23 protein-coding genes and 2 pseudogenes are annotated in these 24,663 nt (G+C 58.9%); 14 read left to right on the top strand and 11 right to left on the bottom strand.

The window, feature by feature from the left end:
- Positions 1-103 precede the first annotated feature (103 nt).
- Both NE851_RS29720 and NE851_RS29725 read left to right on the top strand, forming a co-directional pair.
- Complete coding sequence (locus NE851_RS29720) at positions 104-1,765, top strand: RNA-directed DNA polymerase (RefSeq protein ID WP_254959544.1); 1,662 nt, start codon at positions 104-106, stop codon at positions 1,763-1,765.
- The gene (locus tag NE851_RS29725; RefSeq protein WP_254959545.1) at positions 1,758-3,350 is read left to right on the top strand and encodes a DNA polymerase; all 1,593 of its coding nucleotides are present in this window, start codon (positions 1,758-1,760) and stop codon (positions 3,348-3,350) included. The genes NE851_RS29720 and NE851_RS29725 overlap by 8 nt, the downstream gene beginning before the upstream one ends.
- A 137-nt stretch (positions 3,351-3,487) precedes the next feature.
- Here the strand turns inward: NE851_RS29725 and NE851_RS29730 are convergent.
- Positions 3,488-3,883, bottom strand: a pseudogene (locus tag NE851_RS29730) (recombinase family protein); the annotation flags it as partial.
- A 79-nt stretch (positions 3,884-3,962) separates the two neighbouring features.
- Here NE851_RS29730 and tnpA point away from each other — a divergent pair.
- From tnpA to tnpC, 3 genes are read left to right on the top strand one after another with little or no spacing between them, the layout of a single operon-like run.
- Positions 3,963-4,373, top strand: coding sequence for an IS66-like element accessory protein TnpA (gene tnpA, locus NE851_RS29735; protein WP_018241647.1), 411 nt, complete (start codon positions 3,963-3,965; stop codon positions 4,371-4,373).
- 50 nt (positions 4,374-4,423) lie between these two features.
- Positions 4,424-4,717 (top strand): IS66 family insertion sequence element accessory protein TnpB, encoded by a 294-nt coding sequence (gene tnpB / locus NE851_RS29740; RefSeq protein ID WP_085744740.1) that lies wholly within the window; start codon positions 4,424-4,426, stop codon positions 4,715-4,717.
- A 45-nt stretch (positions 4,718-4,762) separates the two neighbouring features.
- Entirely contained in the window at positions 4,763-6,418 is a 1,656-nt protein-coding gene (tnpC, locus tag NE851_RS29745; protein ID WP_018241645.1) for an IS66 family transposase, read from the top strand.
- Between the two features lie 26 nt (positions 6,419-6,444).
- On the opposite strand, the pseudogene NE851_RS29750 reads toward tnpC, so the two are convergent.
- A pseudogene (locus NE851_RS29750) lies at positions 6,445-6,678 on the bottom strand (recombinase family protein); the annotation flags it as partial.
- 208 nt (positions 6,679-6,886) lie between these two features.
- Here NE851_RS29750 and NE851_RS29755 point away from each other — a divergent pair.
- The 4 genes from NE851_RS29755 (at position 6,887) to NE851_RS29765 (ending at position 10,617) form a co-directional block, all read left to right on the top strand.
- The gene (locus NE851_RS29755; RefSeq protein WP_130800454.1) at positions 6,887-7,132 is read left to right on the top strand and encodes a hypothetical protein; all 246 of its coding nucleotides are present in this window, start codon (positions 6,887-6,889) and stop codon (positions 7,130-7,132) included.
- A 261-nt stretch (positions 7,133-7,393) separates the two neighbouring features.
- The gene (locus NE851_RS29760) at positions 7,394-9,310 is read left to right on the top strand and encodes a DUF262 domain-containing protein (protein WP_254959546.1); all 1,917 of its coding nucleotides are present in this window, start codon (positions 7,394-7,396) and stop codon (positions 9,308-9,310) included.
- A 498-nt stretch (positions 9,311-9,808) separates the two neighbouring features.
- On the top strand, positions 9,809-10,003 hold the full coding sequence (locus NE851_RS35395; RefSeq protein ID WP_127430745.1) for a hypothetical protein: 195 nt from the start codon (positions 9,809-9,811) through the stop codon (positions 10,001-10,003).
- A 122-nt stretch (positions 10,004-10,125) separates the two neighbouring features.
- The gene (locus NE851_RS29765) at positions 10,126-10,617 is read left to right on the top strand and encodes a hypothetical protein (protein ID WP_244604806.1); all 492 of its coding nucleotides are present in this window, start codon (positions 10,126-10,128) and stop codon (positions 10,615-10,617) included.
- A gap of 129 nt (positions 10,618-10,746) precedes the next feature.
- On the opposite strand, the gene NE851_RS29770 is transcribed toward NE851_RS29765, so the two are convergent.
- On the bottom strand, positions 10,747-11,472 hold the full coding sequence (locus NE851_RS29770; RefSeq protein ID WP_127430743.1) for a hypothetical protein: 726 nt from the start codon (positions 11,470-11,472) through the stop codon (positions 10,747-10,749).
- 231 nt (positions 11,473-11,703) lie between these two features.
- Here NE851_RS29770 and NE851_RS29775 point away from each other — a divergent pair, with 231 nt between their 5' ends.
- Positions 11,704-12,216 (top strand): MgtC/SapB family protein, encoded by a 513-nt coding sequence (locus NE851_RS29775; RefSeq protein ID WP_025570447.1) that lies wholly within the window; start codon positions 11,704-11,706, stop codon positions 12,214-12,216.
- 53 nt (positions 12,217-12,269) lie between these two features.
- On the opposite strand, the gene NE851_RS29780 is transcribed toward NE851_RS29775, so the two are convergent.
- Both NE851_RS29780 and NE851_RS29785 read right to left on the bottom strand, forming a co-directional pair.
- A complete protein-coding gene (locus NE851_RS29780; RefSeq protein WP_029868306.1) occupies positions 12,270-12,449 on the bottom strand; it encodes a hypothetical protein in 180 nt (59 codons plus the stop codon).
- Positions 12,450-12,507: 58 nt separating this feature from the next.
- Positions 12,508-12,738 carry a hypothetical protein gene (locus NE851_RS29785; RefSeq protein ID WP_025570441.1) on the bottom strand — a complete coding sequence of 77 codons (231 nt, stop codon included), beginning with the start codon at positions 12,736-12,738 and terminating at the stop codon, positions 12,508-12,510.
- A 353-nt stretch (positions 12,739-13,091) separates the two neighbouring features.
- On the opposite strand from NE851_RS29785, the gene NE851_RS29790 reads away from it, so the two are divergent.
- Entirely contained in the window at positions 13,092-14,183 is a 1,092-nt protein-coding gene (locus tag NE851_RS29790) for a DUF475 domain-containing protein (protein ID WP_254959547.1), read from the top strand.
- A gap of 98 nt (positions 14,184-14,281) precedes the next feature.
- On the opposite strand, the gene NE851_RS29795 is transcribed toward NE851_RS29790, so the two are convergent.
- From NE851_RS29795 to NE851_RS29820, 6 genes are all read right to left on the bottom strand, one after another.
- Positions 14,282-14,452 carry a hypothetical protein gene (locus tag NE851_RS29795; RefSeq protein WP_088930351.1) on the bottom strand — a complete coding sequence of 57 codons (171 nt, stop codon included), beginning with the start codon at positions 14,450-14,452 and terminating at the stop codon, positions 14,282-14,284.
- Between the two features lie 258 nt (positions 14,453-14,710).
- Entirely contained in the window at positions 14,711-16,228 is a 1,518-nt protein-coding gene (locus tag NE851_RS29800; RefSeq protein ID WP_025570437.1) for a tripartite tricarboxylate transporter permease, read from the bottom strand.
- Between the two features lie 87 nt (positions 16,229-16,315).
- Positions 16,316-16,807: a tripartite tricarboxylate transporter TctB family protein gene (locus tag NE851_RS29805; RefSeq protein ID WP_025570435.1), complete on the bottom strand. Its 492-nt coding sequence runs from the start codon at positions 16,805-16,807 to the stop codon at positions 16,316-16,318.
- On the bottom strand, positions 16,804-17,748 hold the full coding sequence (locus NE851_RS29810) for a Bug family tripartite tricarboxylate transporter substrate binding protein (protein ID WP_127430741.1): 945 nt from the start codon (positions 17,746-17,748) through the stop codon (positions 16,804-16,806). The genes NE851_RS29805 and NE851_RS29810 overlap by 4 nt, the downstream gene beginning before the upstream one ends.
- Positions 17,749-18,034: 286 nt before the next feature.
- A complete protein-coding gene (locus NE851_RS29815; RefSeq protein WP_127430740.1) occupies positions 18,035-19,081 on the bottom strand; it encodes an ABC transporter substrate-binding protein in 1,047 nt (348 codons plus the stop codon).
- 62 nt (positions 19,082-19,143) lie between these two features.
- Positions 19,144-20,013, bottom strand: a complete 870-nt coding sequence (locus NE851_RS29820; RefSeq protein ID WP_254959548.1) for an ornithine carbamoyltransferase — start codon at positions 20,011-20,013, stop codon at positions 19,144-19,146.
- Positions 20,014-20,440: 427 nt separating this feature from the next.
- Between NE851_RS29820 and NE851_RS29825 the strand changes: the two genes are divergently transcribed.
- The 3 genes from NE851_RS29825 to NE851_RS29835 all read left to right on the top strand — a co-directional run bounded on the left by NE851_RS29825 (position 20,441) and on the right by NE851_RS29835 (position 24,559).
- The gene (locus NE851_RS29825; RefSeq protein ID WP_127430739.1) at positions 20,441-22,309 is read left to right on the top strand and encodes an adenylate/guanylate cyclase domain-containing protein; all 1,869 of its coding nucleotides are present in this window, start codon (positions 20,441-20,443) and stop codon (positions 22,307-22,309) included.
- 193 nt (positions 22,310-22,502) lie between these two features.
- A complete protein-coding gene (locus NE851_RS29830; RefSeq protein ID WP_025570656.1) occupies positions 22,503-23,180 on the top strand; it encodes a response regulator in 678 nt (225 codons plus the stop codon).
- On the top strand, positions 23,177-24,559 hold the full coding sequence (locus NE851_RS29835; RefSeq protein ID WP_063475324.1) for a sensor histidine kinase: 1,383 nt from the start codon (positions 23,177-23,179) through the stop codon (positions 24,557-24,559). Before NE851_RS29830 ends, NE851_RS29835 begins: the two co-directional genes overlap by 4 nt.
- The last annotated feature ends 104 nt before the right edge of the window (positions 24,560-24,663 follow it).

The following is a 24,663-nucleotide window of genomic DNA, read 5'->3' on the forward strand; positions in this document are numbered from 1 at the left end:
AGTGAATAAGTCAGTGGGTAATCGAGTAAAGGCGAGTGAGGGCGCTTGACCGCTCGCGAAAGTAGGCCAACAATATTGAAACTGATTTGGGCGCGATACAACTATGACCATACAATGTGGGAACTTTGTCTTAGACGCCGCGTCTATCGCAAGGCAGCTAAAACAAGACTTCCGAGACGATTGGTTCCCTGATCCCGTTGGCTATTCCGATCTCTTCGAAAGCGAACTCCTGGGGAAGGTGATTTCAACAAATTTTGAAGAAAACCACGGCGAGTATCGGCCATCAAAAGCCCAACTACTGAATGTTCCAAAATCTAATTTTACGTTGCGGTACGCGCTTGAAACAAGTCTCGCAGATCGAGCTGTCTATCAAGCTTTGTCCAACGAGTTGCTCCCGTTCTTTGACCCTCTGATCGCATGGCAGGTATTTAGCCATCGCCTACCGACCTCGGACCAGAAAGGGGAGCGCGCCGGAACAAAGTACATGTTTCGTAACGGCATAGCTGCGTGGGCTGATTTTCTTGGGTGCGTAGAAGCTCATATTACGGATAGCTCGGTGCTTCTCTCAACCGATTTGGCAAACTACTTCGAGAACATCAGCATTCCCAAGCTGCGATCACGCTTCCTTGAGTTCGTTCCTGAGATCAGGGCTAGTGGTGAAGAGAAGGCGTCCATACGGGGAAAAATAGATCAGCTTTTTAAATACATGACGGAATGGTGCTTTCAAGAAGATCGGGGACTACCACAGAACCGAGACGCGTCCTCATTTTTAGCAAACATCTACATGAGCGAAGTTGATACGAAAATGATCAGCGAAGGATATGTGTATTTTCGCTACATGGACGACATAAAGATTGTCTGTGAAAGTCGAGCAGCAGCCCACAAAGCATTGAAAGAGTTGGTGCTTGCTCTCCGTCCCATTGGTCAGTTTGTAAACTCCGGTAAGACCAAAATTGTCAGCGGATCGGATCATGAGCAAATTAGAGGGTGTTTGGCTGCCGGCTCTGTGGAAATGAAGCGTATCGCGACTGCCTGGAACACAAAGTCGCTAAAGCCGATTTCTCGTACTTTCATTCCGCTAAGAAATCTAATGCTCAAAACACTGGACGTTGATGCGTTCGATAGTCGCGAATTCCGCTTCTGCATTGGCAGGTTGGAGACGCTCGCTAGATGCAAGGAATTCAAGGTACCTGCTGATTATTTCAGACCCATAACAAAGCGCATCATCAATGGCTTAGACATTGCCCCGGTCGCAACTGATCAGATGACGCGCTATCTACGGAGCGTGCCTCTTGAGGCCGATGATTTCACCGCACTTGAGCGGCACGTTGAAGACCCGGAGAGGACAATCTACAATTGGAAAAATTATCGGATTTGGCTCTTGCTTGCCCAACGGGCTTATTGCACTGACAACCTACGTTCGGCAGCCCGCGACCTCCTCGAAAGGAAGAGCGATAATCCGACAAGAGCAGGAGCAACCCTCTACCTTGGTGCTCTTGGAAACAAGGCCGATAGAGAACTGATTGCCTCGCGCTTTTCCGAACTCGGCTCGTTCCTTGGTCAACGCACTGCAATTCTTGCTGTTCAGGAACTTCATTTCGGCTCTAAAAGCGGCGGGATCAGCATTAAAGACTGCGTTGCGCCTTTCATACGTTCTGATCTTCGCGGCACCTATCAGAACCTGAAGAGGGCGGGCCGCTATGTCGCGGATTTAGAGCCAATTTCTGTGTCCAATTACTTAGACATGGAACGCGATTATGCCTGAGAACATGCTCTTGTATGCGCCCGACCCCTATGGCGTTGGCGCGTCGCGTTTCGCTGTTGTTGAGGGCGGTTCGACCCAGGAAATCAGTATCCAGCATCTCGGCGAGTTAGAAGGAACATGGATAACGTATGATGTGGCGACGTTGATCGATGAGCTCCGCCGGTGCGGTGTTCGTCCACCACGCGGGCTGATAGACATTTCGGAAGCCATTAGACTGGTAACCGGAAGATCGCGAGCAGAAGGCGGGGAACGTCAATGGGATTTCTGGCGTCGATTGAAATCGCATTTCGACGATGAAACAAAGTGGCGTCTGGCTCGTGAGCTGCATGAAGGACGAGGTCCCTCTTGGCAGGAGATTGACGCATCAAATTACTTTGCGTCGTTAGCAGGAGCACTCACAACTTTGTGGGCCGCGACGACGAAGAGCTTAGAGGAAAGTGGAGAGTTACAACGTTTTTTTGAAATCGAGGTCCCAACCGCCGCTATCTACCATAGTCGTCAATGGGAAGGTATCGGAGTGGCTACTGACAAAGTTAGAGCTGCCTTGGAAACCGCAGCTCACAGGAAGTACCTCGCATATCAGCATGTAGCCAGTATTATCAACGCTAGTCCGACTGGCCTAAATTACTGGAATGTGAGGCCATACCTCGCAGGCACTGACATAGGTGACGCGCTGTCATCCTTTGACGGCTATACGCTGCGAGATCAGCTAAGGCTCGCACGATCGGCGTCTAAATTCGCGGCAAGTTTCACTGAATATATGGACGCTAGCCGCGACGTCGAAATTTTAAATCGCCTAAACGACAGCGGAGGTCGCGTTTATCCAACTTTCCACCCGATAGGAACAATATCGTCACGAACCCTCGTCTCTGATCCTTATTTGCAGGAGCTTCGCAGGGCTTTTCGTCATGTCGTGAGCCCAGACGAAGGTAAGAGATTAGTATACTTCGACTATTCTCAATTCGAGCCCGGCGTGATGGCATCGTTGTCAGGCGACGAGGAACTAATAAGTCTCTACAACAACGGCGATGTCTACAAGGCCCTGAGCGCCGAACTGTTTGGCAGCTCCGAGCAACGCGATCTCTGCAAGCGTATCTTCTTGGCATTTAGCTACGGAATGTCGGTCGACGGCATCACGCGACTACTTTCGAACGACGAGGCAGAGCGCGAGAGCATGGGCTCACGGGTTAGAGATTTCTTTAATCGCTTTCCGCGCCTGCACGAATTTAGGATGGGAGCAGAACGTGAACTGTGGAAACTCGGGCGAGTTCGCACGTTGCTCGGCAATAGAAGGGTGCGATCCGGCCAAGGGGTGCTCACGGCAAAAGAGCGTCGTTGGTCTACTAGCCAAATCATTCAAGGAAACGCGTCGCTCATCTTTAAGCATGCTCTTGTAAGGATCGCTGATAAGTTCGATTTGCCTTCAATCCTTCTTCCAGTGCATGACGCTGTCTTGATGCAGTGTTTTGAACATGACTATGAAGACCTCGCCGCCGATGTCAGTGAAATTATGCGCTCTTCGTTCGCATTCTGGTGTCCCGGCATTGAGGCCCGTGTCACGGTGGGCCAGTTTGGCACCCACTGATCTTGCTCGGTAGCATTGATCAGACTGCGCCACGTCAAAGTCAGGACGATAGATTTCGCTCGTCGAGATGCGACCAGACGTGCGCGGCCCGGCACGGCTGTGCAACGCTTTCATGGTGTTAAGTGCAGGCGTAGCCGTCACGCGGGCGTTAGAATGACAGCGCGTTTCGCAATTTTTGCAACAGTTGCACGGGACGCTCCGGTAGCGTGCTGGATTTGAGACCATGACATTCCTGCCTTCAGCATTGATGCAATCCCCGCATTTCGCTTCACATCTTCGGCACGACCGCGGTAACGTCCTTCAGCTTTTGCTTTGGCCTGACCTTGTGCCTGTCGGCGGCGGCGGTCCTCGTAGTCCTTCCGGGCAACGGCGGCGAGCACATCCAGCATCATCGAATTGACCGCGCTAAACATCCTAGCGGTGAAATCATCGGTGGACGAAGCGAGCATCCAAGATGTTGGCAAATCAAGGGCTACGACCCGTATCTGCCGGGCATCAAGTTCGCTTCTCAATTTCTGCCAGTCACCAGCAGTCGTAAGCCCACGGTGAAAGCCGTCTTGCGATGACGGGCTACTGACTGGCAGTCCTAGTGGTAACGCTAGGAGTAGTCATATGACGAAGCATCCAATTGAGGTGATCACGTCCGTAGAGCGCCGTCGGCGCTGGTCACGCGAGGACAAAGAGCGCCTCGTCGCTGCCTGCTTTGAGCCGGACGCGGTTATCTCTGAGATTGCTCGCGCGGCCGGTATCCATGTCAGCCAGTTGTTCCGTTGGCGCAAGGAGCTGTGCCGGATCGAGGAGCTGAAGACCGAGACGGCAACCACGTTGGTGCCGGTGATCGTGTCCGAGACCGCGCCGGCAGTCTCTCCCGTTCAAACGGAACCGCCCACCACATCCCATCCTCGTCGCAAACGCAGCGATGTAACGATTGAGCTGGGTCGGGGCAGACGCGTACGCGTGGATAGCGATATCGACACGGAAGCGCTTGGGCGCATTCTCGATTGCGTGCTGGGTCGTCGATGATCCCGGTCCCTACTGGTGTAAAGGTCTGGCTGGCGACAGGCCATACGGACATGCGAAAGGGCTTTCCGGGTCTATCGTTGATGGTGCAGGAGGCGCTGAAGCGTGACCCGATGTGTGGGCACCTGTTCGTATTCCGCGGCCGCGGTGGCGGTCTGATCAAGGTGATCTGGCATGACGGCCAGGGAGCCTGTCTGTTTACAAAGAAGTTAGAACGGGGACGCTTCATCTGGCCCTCGGCAGCCGATGGCACGGTGGTGATCACGCCCGCGCAGCTCGGTTATTTACTGGAAGGCATCGACTGGCGGATGCCGCAAAAGACCTGGCGGCCGACGTCGGCCGGATAAGCAAAAACACTGGAATGACAGGGTCGAATATGATTCCATCCTGTCATGAGCAATGCGACCGAAGAGCTTCCGGACGACCTTACCAGTGCGCTTGCACTGCTGGCCAAGGAACGTGCTCGGCGTGTTGCAGCCGAGGCTGAAGCAGCAACTGCCAAGGCAGAAGCCGCCAGTGCAAAGGCACTCGTATCACATTCCGAGGCGCTGATCGCGCGGCTGAAGCTGGAGATCGACAAGGTTCGCCGCGAACTCTACGGCAGCCGGTCCGAGCGTAAGGCGCGGCTCCTTGAGCAGATGGAGCTGCAGCTCGAGGAGCTAGAAGCAAATGCCGGTGAAGATGAACTGGTCGCGGAGATCGCAGCCAAAGCTTCAGCCGTCAAAGCCTTTGAGCGCAAGCGTCCTTCACGCAAACCCTTTCCAGAACACCTGCCGCGCGAGCGCATCGTCATCGCTGCTCCCACGAATTGCGCCTGCTGCGGGTCGACCAAACTGTCGAAACTCGGTGAGGATATCACCGAGACCCTGGAGGTCGTCCCGCGCCAGTGGAAGGTTATCCAGACGGTGCGGGAGAAGTTTACCTGCCGCGAGTGTGAGAAGATCACCCAGACACCAGCACCCTTCCATGTGACGCCCCGCGGTTTTGCCGGGCCGAACCTGCTGGCGATGATCCTGTTTGAGAAGTTCGCCCAGCACCAGCCGCTCAATCGCCAAAGCGAACGCTATGCCCGCGAGGGCATCGACCTCAGCTTATCGACATTGGCCGACCAGGTCGGAGCATGCGCCGCGGCTTTGAAGCCTATCCATTCACTGATCGAAGCGCACGTTCTGGCCGCCGGGCGGCTTCATGGCGACGACACGACAGTGCCGATCTTGGCGAGGGGAAAGACCGATACCGGTCGCATATGGACCTATGTCCGGGATGACCGACCATTCGGCGGGCTCTCACCGCCGGCCGCGCTGTATTATGCATCGCGGGACCGGCGACAGGAGCATCCGGAACGCCATCTGAAGACCTTCACCGGCATTCTGCAGGCGGATGCCTATGGCGGCTATAATCCGCTGTTCAAGGTTGATCGCGATCCAAATCCGCTAAGGCAGGCGTTTTGCTGGTCACATTCGAGACGTAAGTTCTTCGTGCTCGCCGACATCGCGGCGAATGCCAAGCGTGGAAAGAACGCTGCGCCGATCTCGCCCATGGCGCTGGAAGCCGTCAAACGGATCGACGCCCTGTTCGATATCGAGCGGGATATAAACGGGCTTGCCGCCGGTCAACGCCTGGACCGACGCCGCAGAGACAGCCTGCCGCTCGTCGACGATCTCCAGGCTTGGCTTCAAACCGAGCGTGCAAAACTGTCGCGCAGTTCTCCGGTCGCAGAGGCGATCGACTACATGCTCAAGCGTTGGGATGGCTTCACGTCATTCCTGGACGACGGCAGGATTTGCCTGACCAACAATGCCGCCGAGCGCGCGCTCAGAGGCTTCGCACTTGGCAGGAAATCATGGCTATTCGCCGGATCGGATCGTGGCGCTGACCGTGCCGCCTTCATGGCTACGCTGATCATGACGGCAAAGCTCAACGACATTGATCCGCAGGCGTGGCTTGCCGACATCCTCGCCCGCATAGCCGACACTCCGATCACCAGGTTGGAGCAACTGCTTCCATGGAACTGGACACCGCCGACCATCGACGCTCAAGCGGCGTGACCAGCGGCCTTCACCGTATGCTTACCAGCAGTCAGACGTGAAAGCCGATCAACCTGCTCGATCAAAAGAATATCACCGGGCCGAGCATCGGCGAGCAGGCGGAACAATTCCGGTCGGGCCAGCTTCGCGCCGCTTTCGTTCTCCACGTAAGTCCCCGCTACTATCAGACCTCGTTCTTCGGCGAAGGCTTCAAGCTGCACACGGGCACGGCTGGCATCTTGCTCATTTGTGGAGGCGCGAAGGTAAGCACGTACAAGCATAGTTTGGCCCATTGGTTCACTTTACATGGTCTACACAATGGCGGTTTATTTTGAATAGTCAAACGATCATAATGAACCAGCGCTGCGGCGGTTCAGTTGCGGCACACCTCAAGTAAACCATTGAATGTCTGCCGATTTTACGGTTGTCAAAGGCAGCCATGAAAGGCAAATAGTCGATATGTAATGCAAGCGAAAAGGTCGCCACGAAATGAAAATCTATTGCCACCACGGAGAAGTCAGAGAAGCGCTCAAGGTCGATAAATCAGGCTATCGATGCTATTCTCCTGAAGATGCCGAAGTAAGTGACGTGAAGAAATTCCGTACCATCGAAGCTGCCGCAGTATTTTTGATCCGTAACCCTGATTGGGGTATCCTTGTCGAGGCTGGCAGTACGTTCGCTGAATTTGAAAAGCCTGTGGTGGCTTATCACTCGCTCGGCATTGATCTGAAATAGCCTGAGGTCGTTGCACTGCCTTACATCAGTGTTGCATCATCAGATTACCGTTTCGAGCCGTATTTCCGAGCCGCGAGAGCGTTTACCAATACAACATTTGAGATAAGCCTCGTTTAACGCTGGGAAAGTTGCAGCGGGTCGGCGCCCGTGGTGCCGGAGCGGCCTGTAGACAACTTCCAAGGGCGTGTGGATATGCGTGAATTCCACCTTGCCTTGCTCAAAAAATGCGGGCACGACGAGGCTCTATTCGGGGAGGAACACATGCAGGCAGATGATTATTCCATAGAGACCATCCTTAAAGAAGGACGGCGCTTTCTAGTCCCTCTCTATCAGCGGAAATACCAATGGGGAGATAATCGTTTGGTGCCATTTTGGCAGGATGTGGAGGCCAAGGCGGCTGAGGTTCTGGAGGGATCTAACAAATTCCAGCACTACATGGGGGCACTAATTTTGGCTCCCCTCAGCGAAGCTACTCAAATTGGTATCACGCCGCGCGTACAGGTCGTGGATGGCCAGCAACGTCTCACGACTTTTCAGTTGTTTCTCGCCGCACTTCGAGAAGTTGCACGGCATCATGACGCGGGACATCTCGTGCAGCATATCGAGGGCTATCTATATAATCAGCCTCGTTCAAAGGATACGGACCCTTTGACGAAATTCAAACTAACTCCCACGCCATCCGACCGCGATATCTTCCACCGCATTATCGAAGGCCAATATACAGAGGTTCGATGGGGGCTCTCAAAATACTTCTACGGGGACAAGGTCCCCAAGAACACTGCCTTCCCCGCTCTTCGAGCCTATTACCTATTCAGACAGTGGATGCTCGACTTCGTCGCGAATGGCCCGAGTGATTGGGAGCCAGAAACTGAAGATGCTAGCGGCGACGACCTTTCCGATGAAGCCGCCGCGCGTGAAATTATGGAAGGCCGTATAGAGGCTTTACTTCGAGCTGCCCTTGAGCAGATGAAGCTCGTTGTTATCACCCTTGACGAAGGGGATGATGCGCAGGTGATTTTCGAGACGCTCAACTCGAAGGGCGAGCCGCTTCTTGCGATGGACCTTGTTCGAAACAACATTTTTCAGCGAGCGGAACGACAGTCTCTTGGAACGGAGCAACTATATAACGAGTTATGGGCATCGTTTGATGCGCCGTGGTGGAAAAATGACGCGCCATTCGCTCGACCAAAAAGGCCCCGTATTGATCATTTCCTAGCCCATGTCCTGGCTGCGGAGACCGGTGCGAGCATCGCAATGCGAGAACTGTATGCCGAGTACCGTGACTTTGCAGTTCCGAAAGGGAAGCCTCGTTTCCCTAACGTAAGAGATGAACTTAATTTGCTTCAAAAATATGCTCCAATCTATCGAGCGCTCGAAGGGGAAAACGATGAGAACGCCACGATGCATTGGTTTGGCCGAAAGCTCGCCGCTTGGCAGGTTACAACCGTCTACCCAATCGCTCTTCAAATTGCGGCATCGGGGCTGACGCAGGATGAACAGAATAGCGTTGCGACCTTACTCTACTCGTACCTGGTCCGACGTGCAGTAAGTGGTCTTACCGGCAAAAATTTGAACAAACTATTCAACGCGATCGCTCAACACTTCCACGAGAAGGGTCCGTCCTATGACAACCTTGTCGCATTCTTTTTAACCCGTTCCGGTGAAAGTTCGCGGTTTCCATCGAACAAGGAGTTTCATCAAGCGATCCTTTCAAAACCTGTATATGTTCTCGCTCCCGGCGAGCGCACAAAGGACATTCTATGGGAACTCGAACTCGCTAGTCGGTCAAAGTTCAGCGAAAACATTGAGCGTCCTGACGGCCTGTGGACAGAGCACGTTCTGCCTGTCTCGTGGAATGAAAATTGGCCCTTCTCCGAAGAACCGTTTGTAGCCCGCTACTCCGGGGACCATCGGGCCATCGCCCGTAATACGCTTTTGCATACCGTGGGAAATCTGACACTTATGACTGGAGGGCTGAACATCTCTTCGGGAAACAGCAGCTTCGCGGACAAGCGAAATAAATATGACGCGCACACCACCCTGTTCATGAATAAGTGGTTCTCGAAAAAGACTAAGTGGGATGAGACCGATATTGGTGAGCGGGGAGAATATCTGGCAAAATTGGCGCTTCAGCGATGGGGTGGCCTTCCTAACGACCCACCTGACACGGCGTCTTAATACTTGTTTTGCGCTCCACCTGAGTAGCAAACACCTCGACTAGTGGGGAGATTTAACGCAGGCTTGCAACACGTTGCAAAATCGTGGTTGCCGCCTGAACGCTCTGATGGTGCCAATTGGTGCCAAATCACATCACAAGTCTGATACAAACCATCCCCAAACCGGATACAACGAGACGATTTGACCAACGCCGTTAGAAAACTGAATTCTACCCAATGTCTTGAATTAAATGTCTTTTTTCATTCTCGAATAAGATGGCTTGGACTAAATCTCTAAATTGACATCGTAGGGGTCACAGGTTCAATCCCTGTCACGCCCACCATCCGATCCCCCTGACATCGTTGACAAATCCCCGCTTCGGGGATTTTTCGTTCTTCGCTGGCATGCGCTCCCAATCCGACACTTTACGGGCGCAAGGGCTTTTTAACTCGGATTATGTCCGGGCGGATTTCAGTCGGCTGTGCGGTCACCCGCACACGTGGGAAATTGGGGGGATGTATGGCGCAAAGAACGCGGACACGGAAAGCGATATCGATAATACTCGGCCTCGCCCTGGTTGGGATTGGCCTCTTCGGTTTCGGTTACATGCAGTTTCATGTCGTCGAACCGATCAGCATCACGTTTTGGCTGATTCCGACCACGATATTCGCGGCTGGGGTGGCGATCCTCTGGGATGATTTCAAAAATCCCTAACGCCCCGTTCGACGCCGAGCAGCGCCGGACAAGACCAAAATAAGTCACAGAACGGTGCCAATGCCTGATTATCCAACGCATGGCCGATTCGCCGTCGCAGACAGATGGGGTTGAGACAGAGAATGAGATTTTTCGCACCGGCAGCCGCCGCCATTTTTTCCGCCGCCTTCACCTTGCCGGTCTCTGCAGCACCAGCTGCTCCCGAGACGTTTCCGGGCGCACCCGGCGTCATTACCCTTTCCGGCAAATGCGCCAAGCTTGTTGTCGCCAAATTCGACGCCACCAAAGGCTGCAAGAACGAGCTTGCCAGCGTCACGCTGGCCAATGGCCTGGTGACCTTCATCTTCACCTCTGACGGCAAGGCGCTCGGCTTCCAGGGCGACGGCGCCGGCATCAAACCCGCATCCAACGGCAATGCCCGCCTGCCGCTCAGCCTTGTCACCACGGGTGTCGGCAACAAGATGACCGGGGAGGTCAAGGTCGCTGGCTTCTGCACCTTCGGCAATCCCTATTCCGGCAAGCCGATCGCAATCGAATGCACCGCCGAAAGCAAGGATTCCTCCTTTACCGGCAGCTTCCGCACCGGCGGCAAGCTGGTGAAGAAGGGCAAATAGTCCCCGTCAGAGCAGTTCCAGGAAAAGTGCGAAGCGGTTTTCCAAGGCAAAGCGCGAAGCGCTTTTGCCGGGAATGCGAAAAACAAAAGGATCGCGCGGTTCGGCGCTTCCGTTAAAAGCTGAACCGGTCTAGGCGCACCAGGCGGCGCCGGCAGCCCCCGGCTTGCGTGCCAGCCCCTCATTGATCAGCTGTGCGCCGAAAGAGCGCCCGTCGCGCGAGACGACGCGCGGCGCCCCTGAAGGCTCGGCTTTGCCCGCGGCATTCATCGTGAACGGTCCGGCGTTCAGAAGCGCCAGCAGCCGCGACTTGGCGGCAAAGGCCACCCGGCGTTCGCCGTCGCAACGCGCCTGGTCGACGACAGGGCTTGCCATGTCGGCTATCACGATCTTCTCGCCCTTGTACCAGAAGACACCGCCATCGCCGACGCAATTGATATGGGCGCCCTGCCCGCAATAGCCGAAGGCCACCGTCCCAGTTTCCGACACGGCCGGGTAGGCAGGCGACGGCACCGCCTTTATCGGCTGGATCGCCGGCGTCGGGATCGCGGCTGGCGGTAACGGTTGCGACTGTTGCACCGGCGGTGCAGCTTTCGGCGTCGGTGTGGCCAGCGCCACCTGCTTCGCCGGCACGTCCTTCCTGACTGAAGGTTTCAGCTCCGCCGTTTCCCGCGTGACCGGCGTTGCCTGCCTTGCAAGCATCGGCTGGATGCTCTTCCAATTGTCGTGGGCGACGATGCCGCCGATCGCGGCAATGCCGATCACCGCCCAGGGCAGCAATCCGCCACCGCTGCTGCGTGCTCTGCTCTTTCCTCTCGCCGGCGCCTTGCGGCGGCCGCGTGTCGCTGTCTTGGCCATCTGTCCGATTCCTGTGAGGCCGCAATTATCGCCGCCCAATCCTTTCTGAAAGGTTGGCGCGGCGGCAGGATGATGCTTGATCCGCCGATCTTTCCCTCGAATGGCATGCAAGCGTCGGCGCCTATCGGAGAGGCCAGCGTGGCGGCCGAAACGCGTGAGGGGAAAAAGCTGAACAAATCCCGCGCTCATACGTTAGCCAGCGAAAAATTCCGTATGTTCTGGGGAAAATCCATGGATCTCATCATCGCCGACATGATACCGGCGTCACGCATCCACTATCCTGTCATCTTCGCCCGCCTGATCGGCGCCATCCTCTTCGGCGGACTGATCGGTTTCGAACGCGAGGCCCGCGACCGCCCGGCAGGCTTCCGCACCCATATCCTGATCAGTCTTGCCGCTGCCCTCTTCGCCATCATCTCGATCGAGGCCGTGCACATGCCGGGTTTCGCCGATGATGAGCAGGTGCGCATCGATCCGCTGCGCGTCATCGAAGCGGTGACCGCCGGCGTCGCCTTCCTTGCCGCCGGCATGATCGTCTTTGCAAGAGGCCGGGTGCACGGGCTGACTACCGGCGCCGGCATGTGGCTCTCCGGCGCGATCGGCCTCGCCATGGGCTTCGGCTATTGGCCGATCGCCTTCTTCACGACGATTGCCGCCATCTGCGTGCTCTTCGCCTTCGGCAAACTCGAACAACGCTTCGGCTATAATTCCGGACAGCGGGTCGACCGGGATGAACATCGATAGAAAAAACGCCCGGCATCATGCCGGGCGTTTGTGTCAGCGTGACTGTCTGTCGGTTATTCGGAGCATGCGGCCGAAAGATCGTTTTTCTCAACCGGCGTCGCGTCGCCGATGGACGAGGCAAGCGGCTTCTGCCGTTTGCCGATCTGGATGCGCTCGTCCGCCGCCTCGCGTATGGCCTGCCATTCTTTTTCGTGCCGGATGAAGATCTCGCGGGGCACAAAGTTGATCGTCATATGTTTTTCACCCTGTTTCAAATCGACCGTCAGCGCGCCAAAGAGGCGGGAATGCTGGTTATTTCTTGGTCTCTGCATTGCTCTTGATGTCCGGGCCACCCTTGGAAAGATCCGCACCGGTAACATGGGCCGGCACATGAATGTCGTGATAGACACCGGGCGTCAGCGTCAGGTCGACATGATGCGGCGGCAGCACCTGCGCCTTCTGCATGCGGTTCGGCTTCGCCCGCTTCATGCGGTCGGATGCCTCCGTGCGTTTGTCGGGAATATGGGTCGAAGTGTGCATCATCGGCCTCCTTTTTTAAGCTCAACCAGAGCCTAACGGGCGGGCATCGGGATGGTTCCAAAAAAATTGCCTGATCTCCGGTGTGCCCGGAGCCTTGACTGGCCGGGGAAGTTCATTAACTAGAGCCTATCCCGCAGCCTTCCAGACATCGGCTGACGGGGAACTTTGGTGCCGGGCCCCTCTGGCGAGAGTTTTTACGGCGCTCTCGTGATGTCGGTACCGCCTGCAGCTTAGCCGGCGGATTTTTCATCGATGAACAAACTCACCATGCCTGACCCGCATGCCCGTTGTGGCGTGCCGCGTCTTTCCAATATATCCACCCTCTTCAACACGATTTGCGGCCACGAGGTGCGGCCATGAATCAGCCCGTAGTCCCTCAATCCTCGCTCGGCTATTTCCGCTGGGCTTTAATCGTCACTGCCCTCGGCCTCGTTCTCGGCGCCGTGCTCGGCTGGCAGACGACCGGCACGATCGGCGGCATGGCAACAGTCTTCTTCATCTGCACGGTGCTTGCCGTGCTGGAGATCTCGCTCTCCTTCGACAATGCCATCGTCAATGCCAACAAGCTGAAGGAGATGACGCCCGTCTGGCAGAAGCGCTTCCTCACCTGGGGCATCATCATCGCCGTCTTCGGCATGCGCATCGTCTTTCCGCTGGCGATCGTCGCGATCGCGGCGCGGATCGGCCCTTGGGACGCGCTGGTGCTGGCTGCCCGCGAACCCGAGGAATATGCCCGCATCATGAACGACGCGCATCTGCCGATCGCAGCCTTCGGTGGTACCTTCCTGATGATGGTCGGCCTCAGCTATTTCTTCGACCATGAAAAGAAGATCCATTGGTTTCGCGGCCTGGAAAAGGTGATGGCACGCTCGGCTACCATCCGAGGTATCGAGATCGCTTTCGTGCTGGCGCTGATGCTGGTTTTCTCCTGGTTGATCGGCGGCGAGGAGGCTAGCGTCTTCGTTCATTGCGCCATTTACGGCCTGCTCACCTTCCTCGCGGTCGAGGTCGTTGGCGAGTTGCTCGATGCTTCGCAGCAGACGATGAGCGCTGCCGCCAAGGGTGGTCTTGGCGCTTTCATCTATCTGGAGGTGCTGGATGCGAGCTTTTCCTTCGACGGCGTCATCGGCGCCTTTGCCCTGACGCAGAACCTATTCGTCATCGCGATCGGCCTCGGCATCGGCGCCATGTATGTGCGCTCGATGACGATCATGCTGGTGGAGAAGGGAACGCTTGCCGAATACCGCTATCTCGAGCATGGCGCCTTCTACGCCATCCTGATCCTGTCGGTGATCATGTATGCGCAGACCCTGATGCACATCCCCGAGGTTATCACCGGGCTCGGCGGCGCGGCCCTGATCGGCCTGTCGCTCTGGTCGTCCATCCGCCACAACAGGCGCGAACGAGTGGAGGAGCACGGCGCCGAGCGGGAGGAGCTTCACGCCTGACGATGCAGGAAGCGCAGTGCGCAACAGCCTTGCGGTTAAAAACAAAGCCCGCGACCATCCGGTTGCGGGCTAATTCATTCATGCATGGCTTGAAGGCCTTAGCGGGAAGCCGGACCGAAGGAGGCCGGGTCGATGCCGAGTTCCTTGAGGTCGCTGGCACGCGGGCGGCGGCCGGCTTCAACGGCGGCGCTGACGGCGTTTGCGGCGCCCAGCACCGCAAAGGCGCGGCCAAAGAAACCTGTACGGACTGAATTGCGGATGGCGGACATTGTCCTTTTCCTCTTGCTCTATGATTGACTACCTATAGATGGCATCGCGCCCATACCTCCACAATGCTCAGAAAATCACCTCAGCCATGCAAAAACGAGAGGCCGGCGCATGTCTCCATGGCCGGCCTCGAGGGAGGGGTAAGGTCGTCTTTTTCTTCTTAGAGCGCCGCGTCTCTTCGGACCACAAAGGACGCTCTAACACTTTCAATCCCCGCATCGTGTTTTCCGAAAATCGATTCCGATTTTCGGGCCGATGCGCTAGTCTTCGTTTGCCGCCAGTTGCGACAGCACCTGGCCCCTGCCGCGCAGCCGCAGGATCAGCGGGATGAGGAAGGCGGCCGCCGCAACGATGAGCAGACCGGCCGCGATCGGCGACATCACCAGCGTCGTGACGTCGCCCTGGCTGATCGCCAGCGCACGGCGCAGCTGCTGTTCGGCCAGCGGCCCGAGGATCAGGCCGACGACGGCAGGCGCAATCGGATAGCCGAAGAGCCGCATCACATAGCCGAGCAAGCCGAAGGCGAGCAGCATGCCGAGCTCGAACACCGACGGATTGGCGCCGATCGTCCCAAGCGTTGCAAACAGCAGGATGCCGGCGTAGAGCCACGGTTTCGGAATGGTCAGCAGCCGCACCCAGAGCCCGATCATCGGCAGGTTCAGCACCAGGAGCATCGCATTGGCGATGAGCAGGCTGGCGATCAGGCCCCAGACGAGTTGCGGATTGGTGGCAAACAGCAGCGGTCCGGGCTGCAGCCCGTATTGCTGGAAGCCGGCAAGCATGATCGCCGCCGTCGCCGTCGTCGGCAGGCCGAGCGTCAGAAGCGGCACCAGCGTACCGGCGGCCGACGCGTTGTTGGCCGCCTCGGGACCGGCCACGCCTTCGATTGCGCCATGGCCGAACTCTTCCGGGTTCTTTGCCAGCCGCTTTTCAGTGGCATAGGAGAGGAAGGTGCCGATTTCGGCGCCGCCCGCCGGCATCGCGCCGATCGGGAACCCGATCAGCGTGCCGCGCAGCCACGGTTTCCACGAGCGCGACCAATCCTGCGCGTTCATCCACAGCGAACCCTTGACCGCCTCGACCTTCTCCGCGATCCGGTTGCCCTGCGCGGCGATGTAGAGCGTCTCGCCGATGGCAAACATGGCCACCGCCAGCGTCGTGACCTCGACTCCGTCGAGCAGGTCGGGGATGCCGAAGGAAAGCCGTGCCTGGCCCGTCTGCTGGTCGATGCCGACCATGGCAAGCGCAAAACCGATGAACAGAGAGGTCAGACCCCTCAATGCCGAATCGCCGAAGGCCGAGGAGACGGTGACGAAGGCAAGCACCATCAGCGCGAAATATTCGCGTGGTCCGAAGACCAGCGCCAGCTTGACGATATAGGGCGCGATGAAGGCAAGCCCGAGCGTGGCGAGCAGGCCGGCGACGAAGGAGCCGATCGCCGCCGTCGCCAGCGCCGGTCCGCCGCGGCCGGCGCGCGCCATCTTGTTACCCTCGAGCGCGGTGACGATCGAGGCGCTTTCACCCGGCGTGTTGAGCAGGATCGAGGTCGTCGAGCCGCCATACATGCCGCCGTAGTAGATGCCGGCGAACATGATCAGCGAACCGCCGGGATCGAGCTTGTAGGTGGCGGGCAACAGCAGCGCCACGGTAAGGGCCGGGCCGATACCGGGAAGCACGCCGACGGCGGTGCCGAGTGTGACGCCGACCAGCGCATAAACCAGGTTCATCGGCTGCATCGCAACCAGGATACCCTGCCATAGGAATTCGAATGTGCTCATCTTGGTGTCCCAAGCGGCATTCCCGACCCTGCGGTTTCGGGGTCAGGCGCCGCGCAAAATCAAAAGAGCTGACAGCGCCTCGCGCGGTCAGAAGAACAGATGTTCGAGCGGGCCGGCCGGCAGCGTCAGCTGCAGCAACTGCGAGAAGATCGCCCAGACGACGAAGCTGAAAACGATGCCGAACGGCAGCGAGATCCAGAGCTTGCGCTTGCCGAAGCCGCGCGCCGTCAGTGCGAACAGCACACCGGTGGCAATCGAGAAGCCGGCGGTGCGCAGAAGCAGCATCTGGGCGGCAAGACCGGCGACGATCCAGATGACCGGCGCCACTTCCTGCCGGTCGCGTTCCGGAAACTCGCCGCGCCAGGCTTCGGCGACGGTCCAGACCCCAAGACAGAAGAGCCCGAACGCCACCACTTCAGGCACCGTTGCCGGGCCAATGCGGTCGTATTGCGCGATCGTTTTCAGATGCGAGGCATCCCAGGCCATCACGCCGGCGACGACGAAGAGGAAAACGGCAATGATGAACGCCGCCCAATCAGGGCGGCGCTCGGTTGCCGAGGAGGTGTTATCCTCGCTCATTGAACAAGTCCGATCTCTTTGAGAATGCCTTCGGTGGCGGAGACGTCCTTTTCGAGCTGCGCCTTGAAGGCGTCGCCGGACAGATAGGTGTCGGCCCAGCCCTTGGTCTTCAGGGTTTCCTGCCAGGTGGCCGAGCTATGCAGCTTCTCGAAATCGGCGGTGACGGCGGCGACCTGTTCAGCCGACAGGCCGGGGGCAGCCGCAACCATGCGCCAGTTCTGGATGGTGACGTCGGTGCCGGCTTCCTTCAGCGTCGGGGCATCGACGCCGTCGATACGCTTGTCGCTGGAAACGGCGAGAAGGCGGAGCGTGCCGGATTTCACTTGCGATTGGAACTCGCTGTAGCTCGAGACGCCGGCCGTGACCTGGCCGCCGAGAATGGCGGCGAGTGCTTCACCGCCGCCGGAGAAGGCGACATAGTTGATCTTGGTCGGATCAACGCCGGACGCCTTAGCGATCAGGCCGACGGTGATGTGATCGGTACCGCCGGCCGAACCGCCGCCCCAGGAAACCGAACCCGGATCCTTCTTCAGCGCCGCAACCAGATCGGCCATGGTCTTGATCTCGGATGCGGCGGGAACGACGACGGCTTCGTACTCGCCGGTCAGCCGGGCAATCGGCGTAACGTCCTTGAGCGTCACCGGCGACTTGTTGGTGAGGATCGCGCCGACCATCACATAGCCGCCGACGATCAGCGAATTCGGGTTGCCTGCAGCCTGGCTGCTGAACTGCGCAAGCCCGATGGTGCCGCCGGCGCCCGGAACGTTCTGGACCTGCACGTTGCCGGAGATCTTCTCCTGCTGCAGCGCGGTCTGCAGCGAACGAGCCGTCTGGTCCCAGCCGCCGCCGGGAGCGGCCGGCGCGATGATGGTGTAGTCGGCCGCATAGGCCGGCAGCGCGATAACAGCTGCAAAAAGGGTTGCGATGAACGTATGCTTCACGATGTGTCCTCCGTCGGCGGCTGAGCAAACCGCCCGTTATTCTCCAGGGAATCGGGAGGATGGCTGATCAGCGGACACAAGTGTCCTGAATGACGAGCGGAATACCTCCCAAGGCTTCAGCTCTCCGCCTCCACGGAGAAGAAGTAGCCAAAGGCACCACAACAAGCTGTCATTTAGCTGACATCGGCAAGATATCCAGCAGCAGCGGACACTTTTTTGCCGTAATTGGCGGACGGCAGTCCGATTTCCAGCTTCAAAGGACGAAGCAGCTGGAAGCGGAACACCTTCACTGCGCGCGCAAGACCTCATTCCAATGCGCGATGAGCCGTGCCCGCTTCACCTGGTCGAGATAGACCATCAGCCCGGGGCTGACCGGCACCGGCCGAAGCTGGGCGCCCAGCAGCTCCTGCAGCGTATTGGCGGTATTCTCCCCCGCCACCTCAGGACTGACGGCCGGGATCTGCAGCTCCCGCGCCATGATCGTCTGACCCGCCTTCGACATGAAGAAGGCGAGATACCGCCGCCCGAGCTCCGGCTCGGCGGCCGCCTGCGGCACCAGCCCGATCCGCGACATCACCACCGTGTAATCCTTCGGCAGAACGATGCCGACATCGGGATAGCGCGAGGCCCAGTCCGCCGCATAGGAGCCGAGAATGTTGTAGCCGAGCACGAAGCGCCCGTCGGCGACGCGCTCGAGGATTGCCGAGCTCGTCGAATAGAGCTTGACGCCGGCAGCCCCCATCGCCCCGATCACCGACCAGATGTCGCCGAATTGCTCCTGGTCGCGCGCCATGAACAGAAAGCCGACCCCGGAGCGTTCGATATCGTAGGTGCTGATCCGGCCATAGACCTTGTTGCCCTTGCGTTTCAGATAGTCGACGAATTCCGCCCGCGAACTCGGCACCGGCTCATGTACAAAGCTCGGCTTGTGATAGACGAACACCGCCGGCTCGAAGGTGAGCGCATAGGCGGTGTTGCGCCAGTTCGCCCATTTCGGCCATGCTGCACTCATCGGCAGGTTGCTGACCTGCGCATATCCGTCGTTGGAAAGCTTCACCTGCAGATCCATCGCCGAGGAAAAAGCGAAATCCGCCGTCTTCTCGCCGGCATCCGTCTCCTTGACGATCCGGTCGTAGATGTCGCCGGTCAGCATATCCTCGTATTTGACCGCAACGTCGGGATTGGCATCCTGGAAACCGCGGATCATCGGCCGCGCCAGCGGCTCGTCGAGCGAGGAGTAAACCGTCAGCACCGCCGCATCGGCCTGACCCGACTTCGCCGGATAGAAGGCCTGATCGGCGAGCGCGACGCCCGGCCAGAAGGCCAGCAGCAAAATGAAAACTCTCCTCATGCCGCAACAATGCCTGAGCGCGCCGGGAGGAGCAAGGCCGCCGACTAGGCGGCGACCCACTCCATCAGCGCATTCTGCGCATGCAGCAGAAAGGCTTTGGCGGCACGGCTCTGGCAGCGCGGATGTTCCATCGCTTCGGCCGTCACCTCCTGGCCACGCCTGACTGGCGGGCACGGCAGGAAGATCGCATCCTCCGACAAACGATCGAGCAGGTCGGCGCCGATCCGGTAGCCGGCGAGCGTCTCCGAGGCGGCATCGCCCGGCCATGAATCGGTGATGACGACGTCGGCGTCCGATAGCTCGCCCATATCGGCGCTCACACGGAAACGCCCGTTGAGCAGTGCAGCGTCACGGATGTGCCAGCGTTCGGGAAAGACCTGCACAACCTCTATCGGCAGCGCAATCGAGGCTTCGGCCCAGGAGCGGAGGATATTTGCGTCCGCCGCCACGCCAACGACCTTCAACCCGTCGATCGAGCCGCGCCGGCTCCTAATATAGGCAAGGTCACCGAGCGTCTCGCAAGGGTGGTTGGAGCCTGTGCGCGCATTGATGACAGGCACCGGCGAGACTGCCGCCGTCGCCTTCAATGTCGCAAGCGCCTTGGTGCGGATCACCAGCATATCGAACCAGTTGCCGAGATAACCAGCGAGATCGCCGGTCTCCTCCCTAACATCGAAACCGATCGGCACATGCGCGCAAATACCGCCCATTGCCTGAATGCCGAGATCAAAGGCAGTGGTATTACGCCAGCCACTATCGTCGGCAATCAGCGCGACACGTTTGCCCGCAAGGCTCTGCGGCACGGTGCGCTCATCCCAGCTTTTGGCGAGTTCGCCGGCGCGAGCGACAATCGATCGGAGCCCGGCCTCCGGAATATCGTGAAACTCCAGAAAATTCCGGGCCGAACCTGTCATCCAAAATCTCCGCCGCGCATGAAACATCGCCACAATAGCCGGCGCCGGCCTCATCGCAACCACCGAAGCAGCCGCGAATCACAATCATACGGCGGATACCCCTCGCAATTGTCTTCCGGCCCAACCCCTGGCTCCGCTTCAAGCCCCAAACCGCTCGACGGCCACTTTTATAGTGCCGCCCCCGAAGTATCGACCGATGAAATAAACCCGAATTTCTTCGATTAGAATTACCTTTTCATCACAAAGGATTAGCGCCGCGCACCATCCTTCACCCATTCAGAGTATTGATGAAGATCGGCGACCTTATATGGTCGCGCTGCCGCGTCAAAACGTCGAAACCGCCCGAATTTCTTATTCGGGGGACGACTCCGCGCAACAAAAACTCTATAAAAAGCTAGACTAAACTGGGAAGATCCTGGGAGGGGTCATGGAACGACGACTGAGCGCTATTCTCGCTGCGGATGTCGTCGGCTACAGCCGACTGATGGGCATCGATGAATCCGGCACGTTGCAGGCGCTGAACCGCCATCGCTGCGAACTGGTCGATATTCGTATTGCCGACTACAAGGGCCGGATCGTCAAACTCACCGGCGACGGCATCCTTGCCGAATTCCAGAGCGTGGTGAATGCGGTCGCCTGCGCCGCCGAGATCCAGCGCAGCATGGCGGCCCGCAACGAGAGCGTGCCCAAGGACGAGCGCGTCGAATTCCGCATCGGCATCAATCTCGGCGACGTCGTCGTCGAGAATGGCGACATATTCGGCGATGGCGTCAATCTCGCCGCCAGGCTCGAGCGTATCGCAGCGCCCGGCGGCATCGCCGTGTCCGCCTCGGTGCGCGATCAGGTCGGCTCGCGCCTCAATCTTGGCTTCGAGTTCATCGGCGAACATACGCTGAAGAACATCAGGCAGCCCGTTCAGGTCTATACTGTCAGCTTGGCGCCGCCCTCCTCGGCGAAATTGGTCGCGCAGAACCGCAACACGTGCTTCATTGCGGTGCTGCCCTTCACCAATATGAGCGGCGATGCCGACCAGGACTATTTCTCCGACGGCATCACCGAAGACATCATCACCGATCTCTCCAAGATCTCCAGCCTGCACGTCGTGCCGCGCAACACCATCTTCACCTACAAGGGCATATCGGTGAAAGTGAAGCGGCTCGCCCAGGAACTCGGCGTGCGCTACGTGCTCGAGGGAAGCGTGCGCATCTTCGGCAATCGCGTGCGCATCTCCGGTCAGCTGATCGACACCGCCAATGGCGACCATCTCTGGGCCGAGCGTTACGACCGCGACCTGACCGACATCTTCGCCATTCAGGACGAGATCACTCACGCGATCGTCGGCCAGTTGAAGGTGCGTCTGCTGCCGGAAGAGAAGAAAGCGATCGCCAATGAGCCGACCGCCAATGTCGAGGCCTATACCTATTACCTCAGAGGCCGCCAGCTCTCCCACACCTGGACCAAATCCTATCTGCAGCTTGCAAGGCGGATGTTCTGCAAGGCTGTCGAGCTCGACCCGGACTATGCCCGCGCCTATGCCGGCATCGCCGATTGCGATGCGGCGATCCGTGATTGGGCACCAGACGACGTGCCGCTGAGGCGCATTCTCGAGATGAGCGCCCGCGCCCTGGAACTTGATCCCGACCTTCCCGAGGCTCACGCCTCCCATGGTCTCGCCTTGCATCAGAGCGGCTATGACGACAGGGCGGCGGCGGCCTTCGAACGGGCTTTGGCGCTCGACCCCAACCTCTTCGAGGCGAATTTCCACTATGCCCGGTTCTTCTTCATGCACGGCAACTTTGCCGAATCGGTTCAATACTTCACCCGCGCCGCCGAGATCCGCCCTGACGACTATGTTTCGCCGATCCACCTGATGTCCGCCTACCGCTCGCTCGGCCGTGTGCTGGACACGGAAAACTGGGCGCGCCTCGGCCTGCTGCGCGCCGAACGCGCGCTGAACCTCAATCCGGAAAATTCCGGCCCCGCCCATCGTGGCGCGCTGGCGCTTGCCCATATGGGCGATGTGACGAGAGCCCGCGACTGGGCGGCCCGCGCGATCGCCATCGATCCCGACGACATCGTCGCCCAGTATAATCTCGCCTGTGTCTATTCCGTCCTCGGCGACGCCGACCAGGCGATCGACCTTCTCGAGAAGCTGCTGCCGAACAGCTCCGTCTACCATATCAAATGGTTCGACAATGATTCTGATCTCGACAACATCCGCGACGATCCCCGCTTCCGAAGACTCCTCAACGCCGCAATGACGCAGCGCGAACGAATCGAAATGACCGGGAGCTGACGCCAGTCTTTCCCGGCATTCGGTGGCGCATCGGCCGGAAATCGGAATCGATTTTCGCAAAGCTCGATGCGAGGATTAAAGTGCCACAGCGTATTTTGCGCGTCTGAAGGACCCGCTGCGCTGTAAGCTGCAAAATCGCTGTGACATCGCTCCGCCACCTCTGTAATCTCCTTTGAAAAACAGGGGGACATTCGTGCGCATCCTGCTCACCGAAGACAATATCGCGCTGGCCGACGGCCTGTCGGCGATCTTGCGCGGCACGGGCCACGCCGTCGATGTCGTCCATGACGGCGCATCCGCCAATGCGGTCATTGCTGCGGAAAATTTCGATCTGGTGATTCTCGACCTCAACCTGCCCGAGATGGACGGGCTCGACGTGCTGCGTGCCATGCGCGCCCGCCAGAACCAGGCTGCCGTCCTCATCCTGACGGCGCGCGGCACGCCGGAAGAAAGGGTGAAGGGCCTCGACCTCGGCGCTGACGATTACCTGATCAAACCCTTCGACATCGCCGAATTCGAGGCGCGTGTGCGGGTATTGCTGCGCCGCCAGGCGGGGCTGCGTTCGGCGACCGTCGGTTTCGGCGGCATTTCTTTCGATCTCAATTCCCGCACCTTTTCATCAGGCGCCGCACCCCTCGATATTCCCGCCCGCGAGCTCGGCCTGCTCGAAATCCTCTTCATGCGGGCCGGCAAGGTCGTCGCCAAGGAAGCGATCATCCAGTCGCTGACGGCCTTCGACGACGACATTTCCGCAAACGCCATCGAGCAATATGTCAGCCGCTTGAGAAAGCGTCTCTCGCCGCACGGCCTGACCGTCAAGACTGCCCGCGGCATCGGCTATTATCTCGACAAGCTGCCCGAGGCCTCATGAAAGCCGCCTATTCCCTCCGGCGCCGGCTGCTCTTCTGGCTGCTCGTCTCCACCGCCGTGATCGGCACGCTGGCGCTTGCCGATACCTATCGCGAGGCGGTCCAGACCTCGAACATCGTCTCCGACCGCGTGCTCGCCGGTTCGGCGCTGGCGATCGCCGAACGCGTCGTCGTCGCCGAGGACGGCACGCTGCAGGTCGATATCCCCTATGTCGCGCTTGAAATGCTGACCTCTGCCGCGCAGGATCGCGTCTTCTATCGCGTCGACGGCCCGCCGGGCCAATTCATCACTGGCTACCAGTCGTTGCCGGTCCTGAAGAAGACGCCGCCCAATGCTGCCGCCTTCGCCGACGACACCTTCCGCGGCGAGCCGATCCGTGTCGCCACACTCGAACGCTCAGCCTCGACGGGCATCCGCTCCGTGCCCTTCGTGGTAACGGTCGCCGAAACCACCATCGCCCGCCGCCAGCTGGCGCGGGCAATCCTCGTCCGCTCGGCATTGCGCCTCGCCTTCATGATTGCGGGCGCGGCCGTCATCGTCTGGATTTCGGTGACGGTGGCGCTCCGCCCGCTCTATAAGCTCGGCGACGCCATCGGCGAACGCAGCCCCGATGACCTGCATCCAATCAAGCAGACTGTGCCAAGCGAGGTCGAGCCGCTGGTCGATACGGTCAATTCCTTCATGGTCCGCCTGCAATCGGCGCTCGATGCGCTGCGCCATTTCACCGGCAATGCCAGCCATCAGCTGCGCACACCGCTGGCGATCATCCGCACCCAGCTTGCTCTTTCCGCCCGCGCCGGCTCGCTGGATGAGGCGCAGGCGGCGGCGCTGAAGGGCGATCAGGCGGTGGCGCATGCCGAGCGCATCCTCGCTCAGTTGCTCCTGATGGCCAAGATCGACGCCGCCACAGCCAAGGAAGCGCTGACCGCCTCCGCCATCGATCTTGCCGCAATCGCCCAGGAAATCACCGGCGAGCAGATCCCGACGGCGGCCGTCGCCGGCATCGATCTCGGCTTCGAGGGCGAGAGCCCGGCGATGATCCGCGCCGAGCCGCTGCTGATCGGCGAAATGCTGCGCAACCTCGCCGGCAATGCCATCGCCTATGCCGGCAACGGGGCTGAGGTCACCGTCCGCATTATCGCTGCGTCAGAGACGATCCGCCTCGAAGTCGAGGATAATGGCCCCGGCATTCCGCGCGAGAAGCTGGAGGCGGTACGCCAGCGTTTTTCGCGCGGCCATGATTCCGGCGCGCCCGGCGCCGGCCTCGGCCTGCCGATCGTCGAAGAAATCGCCAATCTTTTCAATGCCGACCTGACGCTGGAGCCGGGTACGGACGGCAAGGGCCTGAAGGCGGCCGTCACCTTCGCCAAGGCAGCGTAAAAGCCTTCGGCTCGTTTGACCTTTCCACCTTGCTTTCTTTCGCTGCATTGCACACACTGATTTTCGGGAACAGCAAGCCGCACGACGATGCGAGCCGGAAAAAA

The sequence above is a fragment of the Rhizobium anhuiense bv. trifolii genome (assembly GCF_024346605.1).
Lineage (GTDB): Bacteria > Pseudomonadota > Alphaproteobacteria > Rhizobiales > Rhizobiaceae > Rhizobium > Rhizobium anhuiense.

Bases quoted from the DNA above. Each gene is read 5' to 3' on its own strand.
- NE851_RS29720 (WP_254959544.1), top strand. From the start codon at position 104: ATGACCATACAATGTGGGAACTTTGTCTTAGACGCCGCGTCTATCGCA.
- NE851_RS29725 (WP_254959545.1), top strand. From the start codon at position 1,758: ATGCCTGAGAACATGCTCTTGTATGCGCCCGACCCCTATGGCGTTGGC.
- tnpA (WP_018241647.1), top strand. From the start codon at position 3,963: ATGACGAAGCATCCAATTGAGGTGATCACGTCCGTAGAGCGCCGTCGG.
- tnpB (WP_085744740.1), top strand. From the start codon at position 4,424: ATGCGAAAGGGCTTTCCGGGTCTATCGTTGATGGTGCAGGAGGCGCTG.
- tnpC (WP_018241645.1), top strand. From the start codon at position 4,763: ATGAGCAATGCGACCGAAGAGCTTCCGGACGACCTTACCAGTGCGCTT.
- NE851_RS29755 (WP_130800454.1), top strand. From the start codon at position 6,887: ATGAAAATCTATTGCCACCACGGAGAAGTCAGAGAAGCGCTCAAGGTC.
- NE851_RS29760 (WP_254959546.1), top strand. From the start codon at position 7,394: ATGCAGGCAGATGATTATTCCATAGAGACCATCCTTAAAGAAGGACGG.
- NE851_RS35395 (WP_127430745.1), top strand. From the start codon at position 9,809: ATGGCGCAAAGAACGCGGACACGGAAAGCGATATCGATAATACTCGGC.
- NE851_RS29765 (WP_244604806.1), top strand. From the start codon at position 10,126: ATGAGATTTTTCGCACCGGCAGCCGCCGCCATTTTTTCCGCCGCCTTC.
- NE851_RS29770 (WP_127430743.1), bottom strand. From the start codon at position 11,472: ATGGCCAAGACAGCGACACGCGGCCGCCGCAAGGCGCCGGCGAGAGGA.
- NE851_RS29775 (WP_025570447.1), top strand. From the start codon at position 11,704: ATGGATCTCATCATCGCCGACATGATACCGGCGTCACGCATCCACTAT.
- NE851_RS29780 (WP_029868306.1), bottom strand. From the start codon at position 12,449: ATGACGATCAACTTTGTGCCCCGCGAGATCTTCATCCGGCACGAAAAA.
- NE851_RS29785 (WP_025570441.1), bottom strand. From the start codon at position 12,738: ATGATGCACACTTCGACCCATATTCCCGACAAACGCACGGAGGCATCC.
- NE851_RS29790 (WP_254959547.1), top strand. From the start codon at position 13,092: ATGAATCAGCCCGTAGTCCCTCAATCCTCGCTCGGCTATTTCCGCTGG.
- NE851_RS29795 (WP_088930351.1), bottom strand. From the start codon at position 14,452: ATGTCCGCCATCCGCAATTCAGTCCGTACAGGTTTCTTTGGCCGCGCC.
- NE851_RS29800 (WP_025570437.1), bottom strand. From the start codon at position 16,228: ATGAGCACATTCGAATTCCTATGGCAGGGTATCCTGGTTGCGATGCAG.
- NE851_RS29805 (WP_025570435.1), bottom strand. From the start codon at position 16,807: ATGAGCGAGGATAACACCTCCTCGGCAACCGAGCGCCGCCCTGATTGG.
- NE851_RS29820 (WP_254959548.1), bottom strand. From the start codon at position 20,013: ATGACAGGTTCGGCCCGGAATTTTCTGGAGTTTCACGATATTCCGGAG.
- NE851_RS29825 (WP_127430739.1), top strand. From the start codon at position 20,441: ATGGAACGACGACTGAGCGCTATTCTCGCTGCGGATGTCGTCGGCTAC.
- NE851_RS29835 (WP_063475324.1), top strand. From the start codon at position 23,177: ATGAAAGCCGCCTATTCCCTCCGGCGCCGGCTGCTCTTCTGGCTGCTC.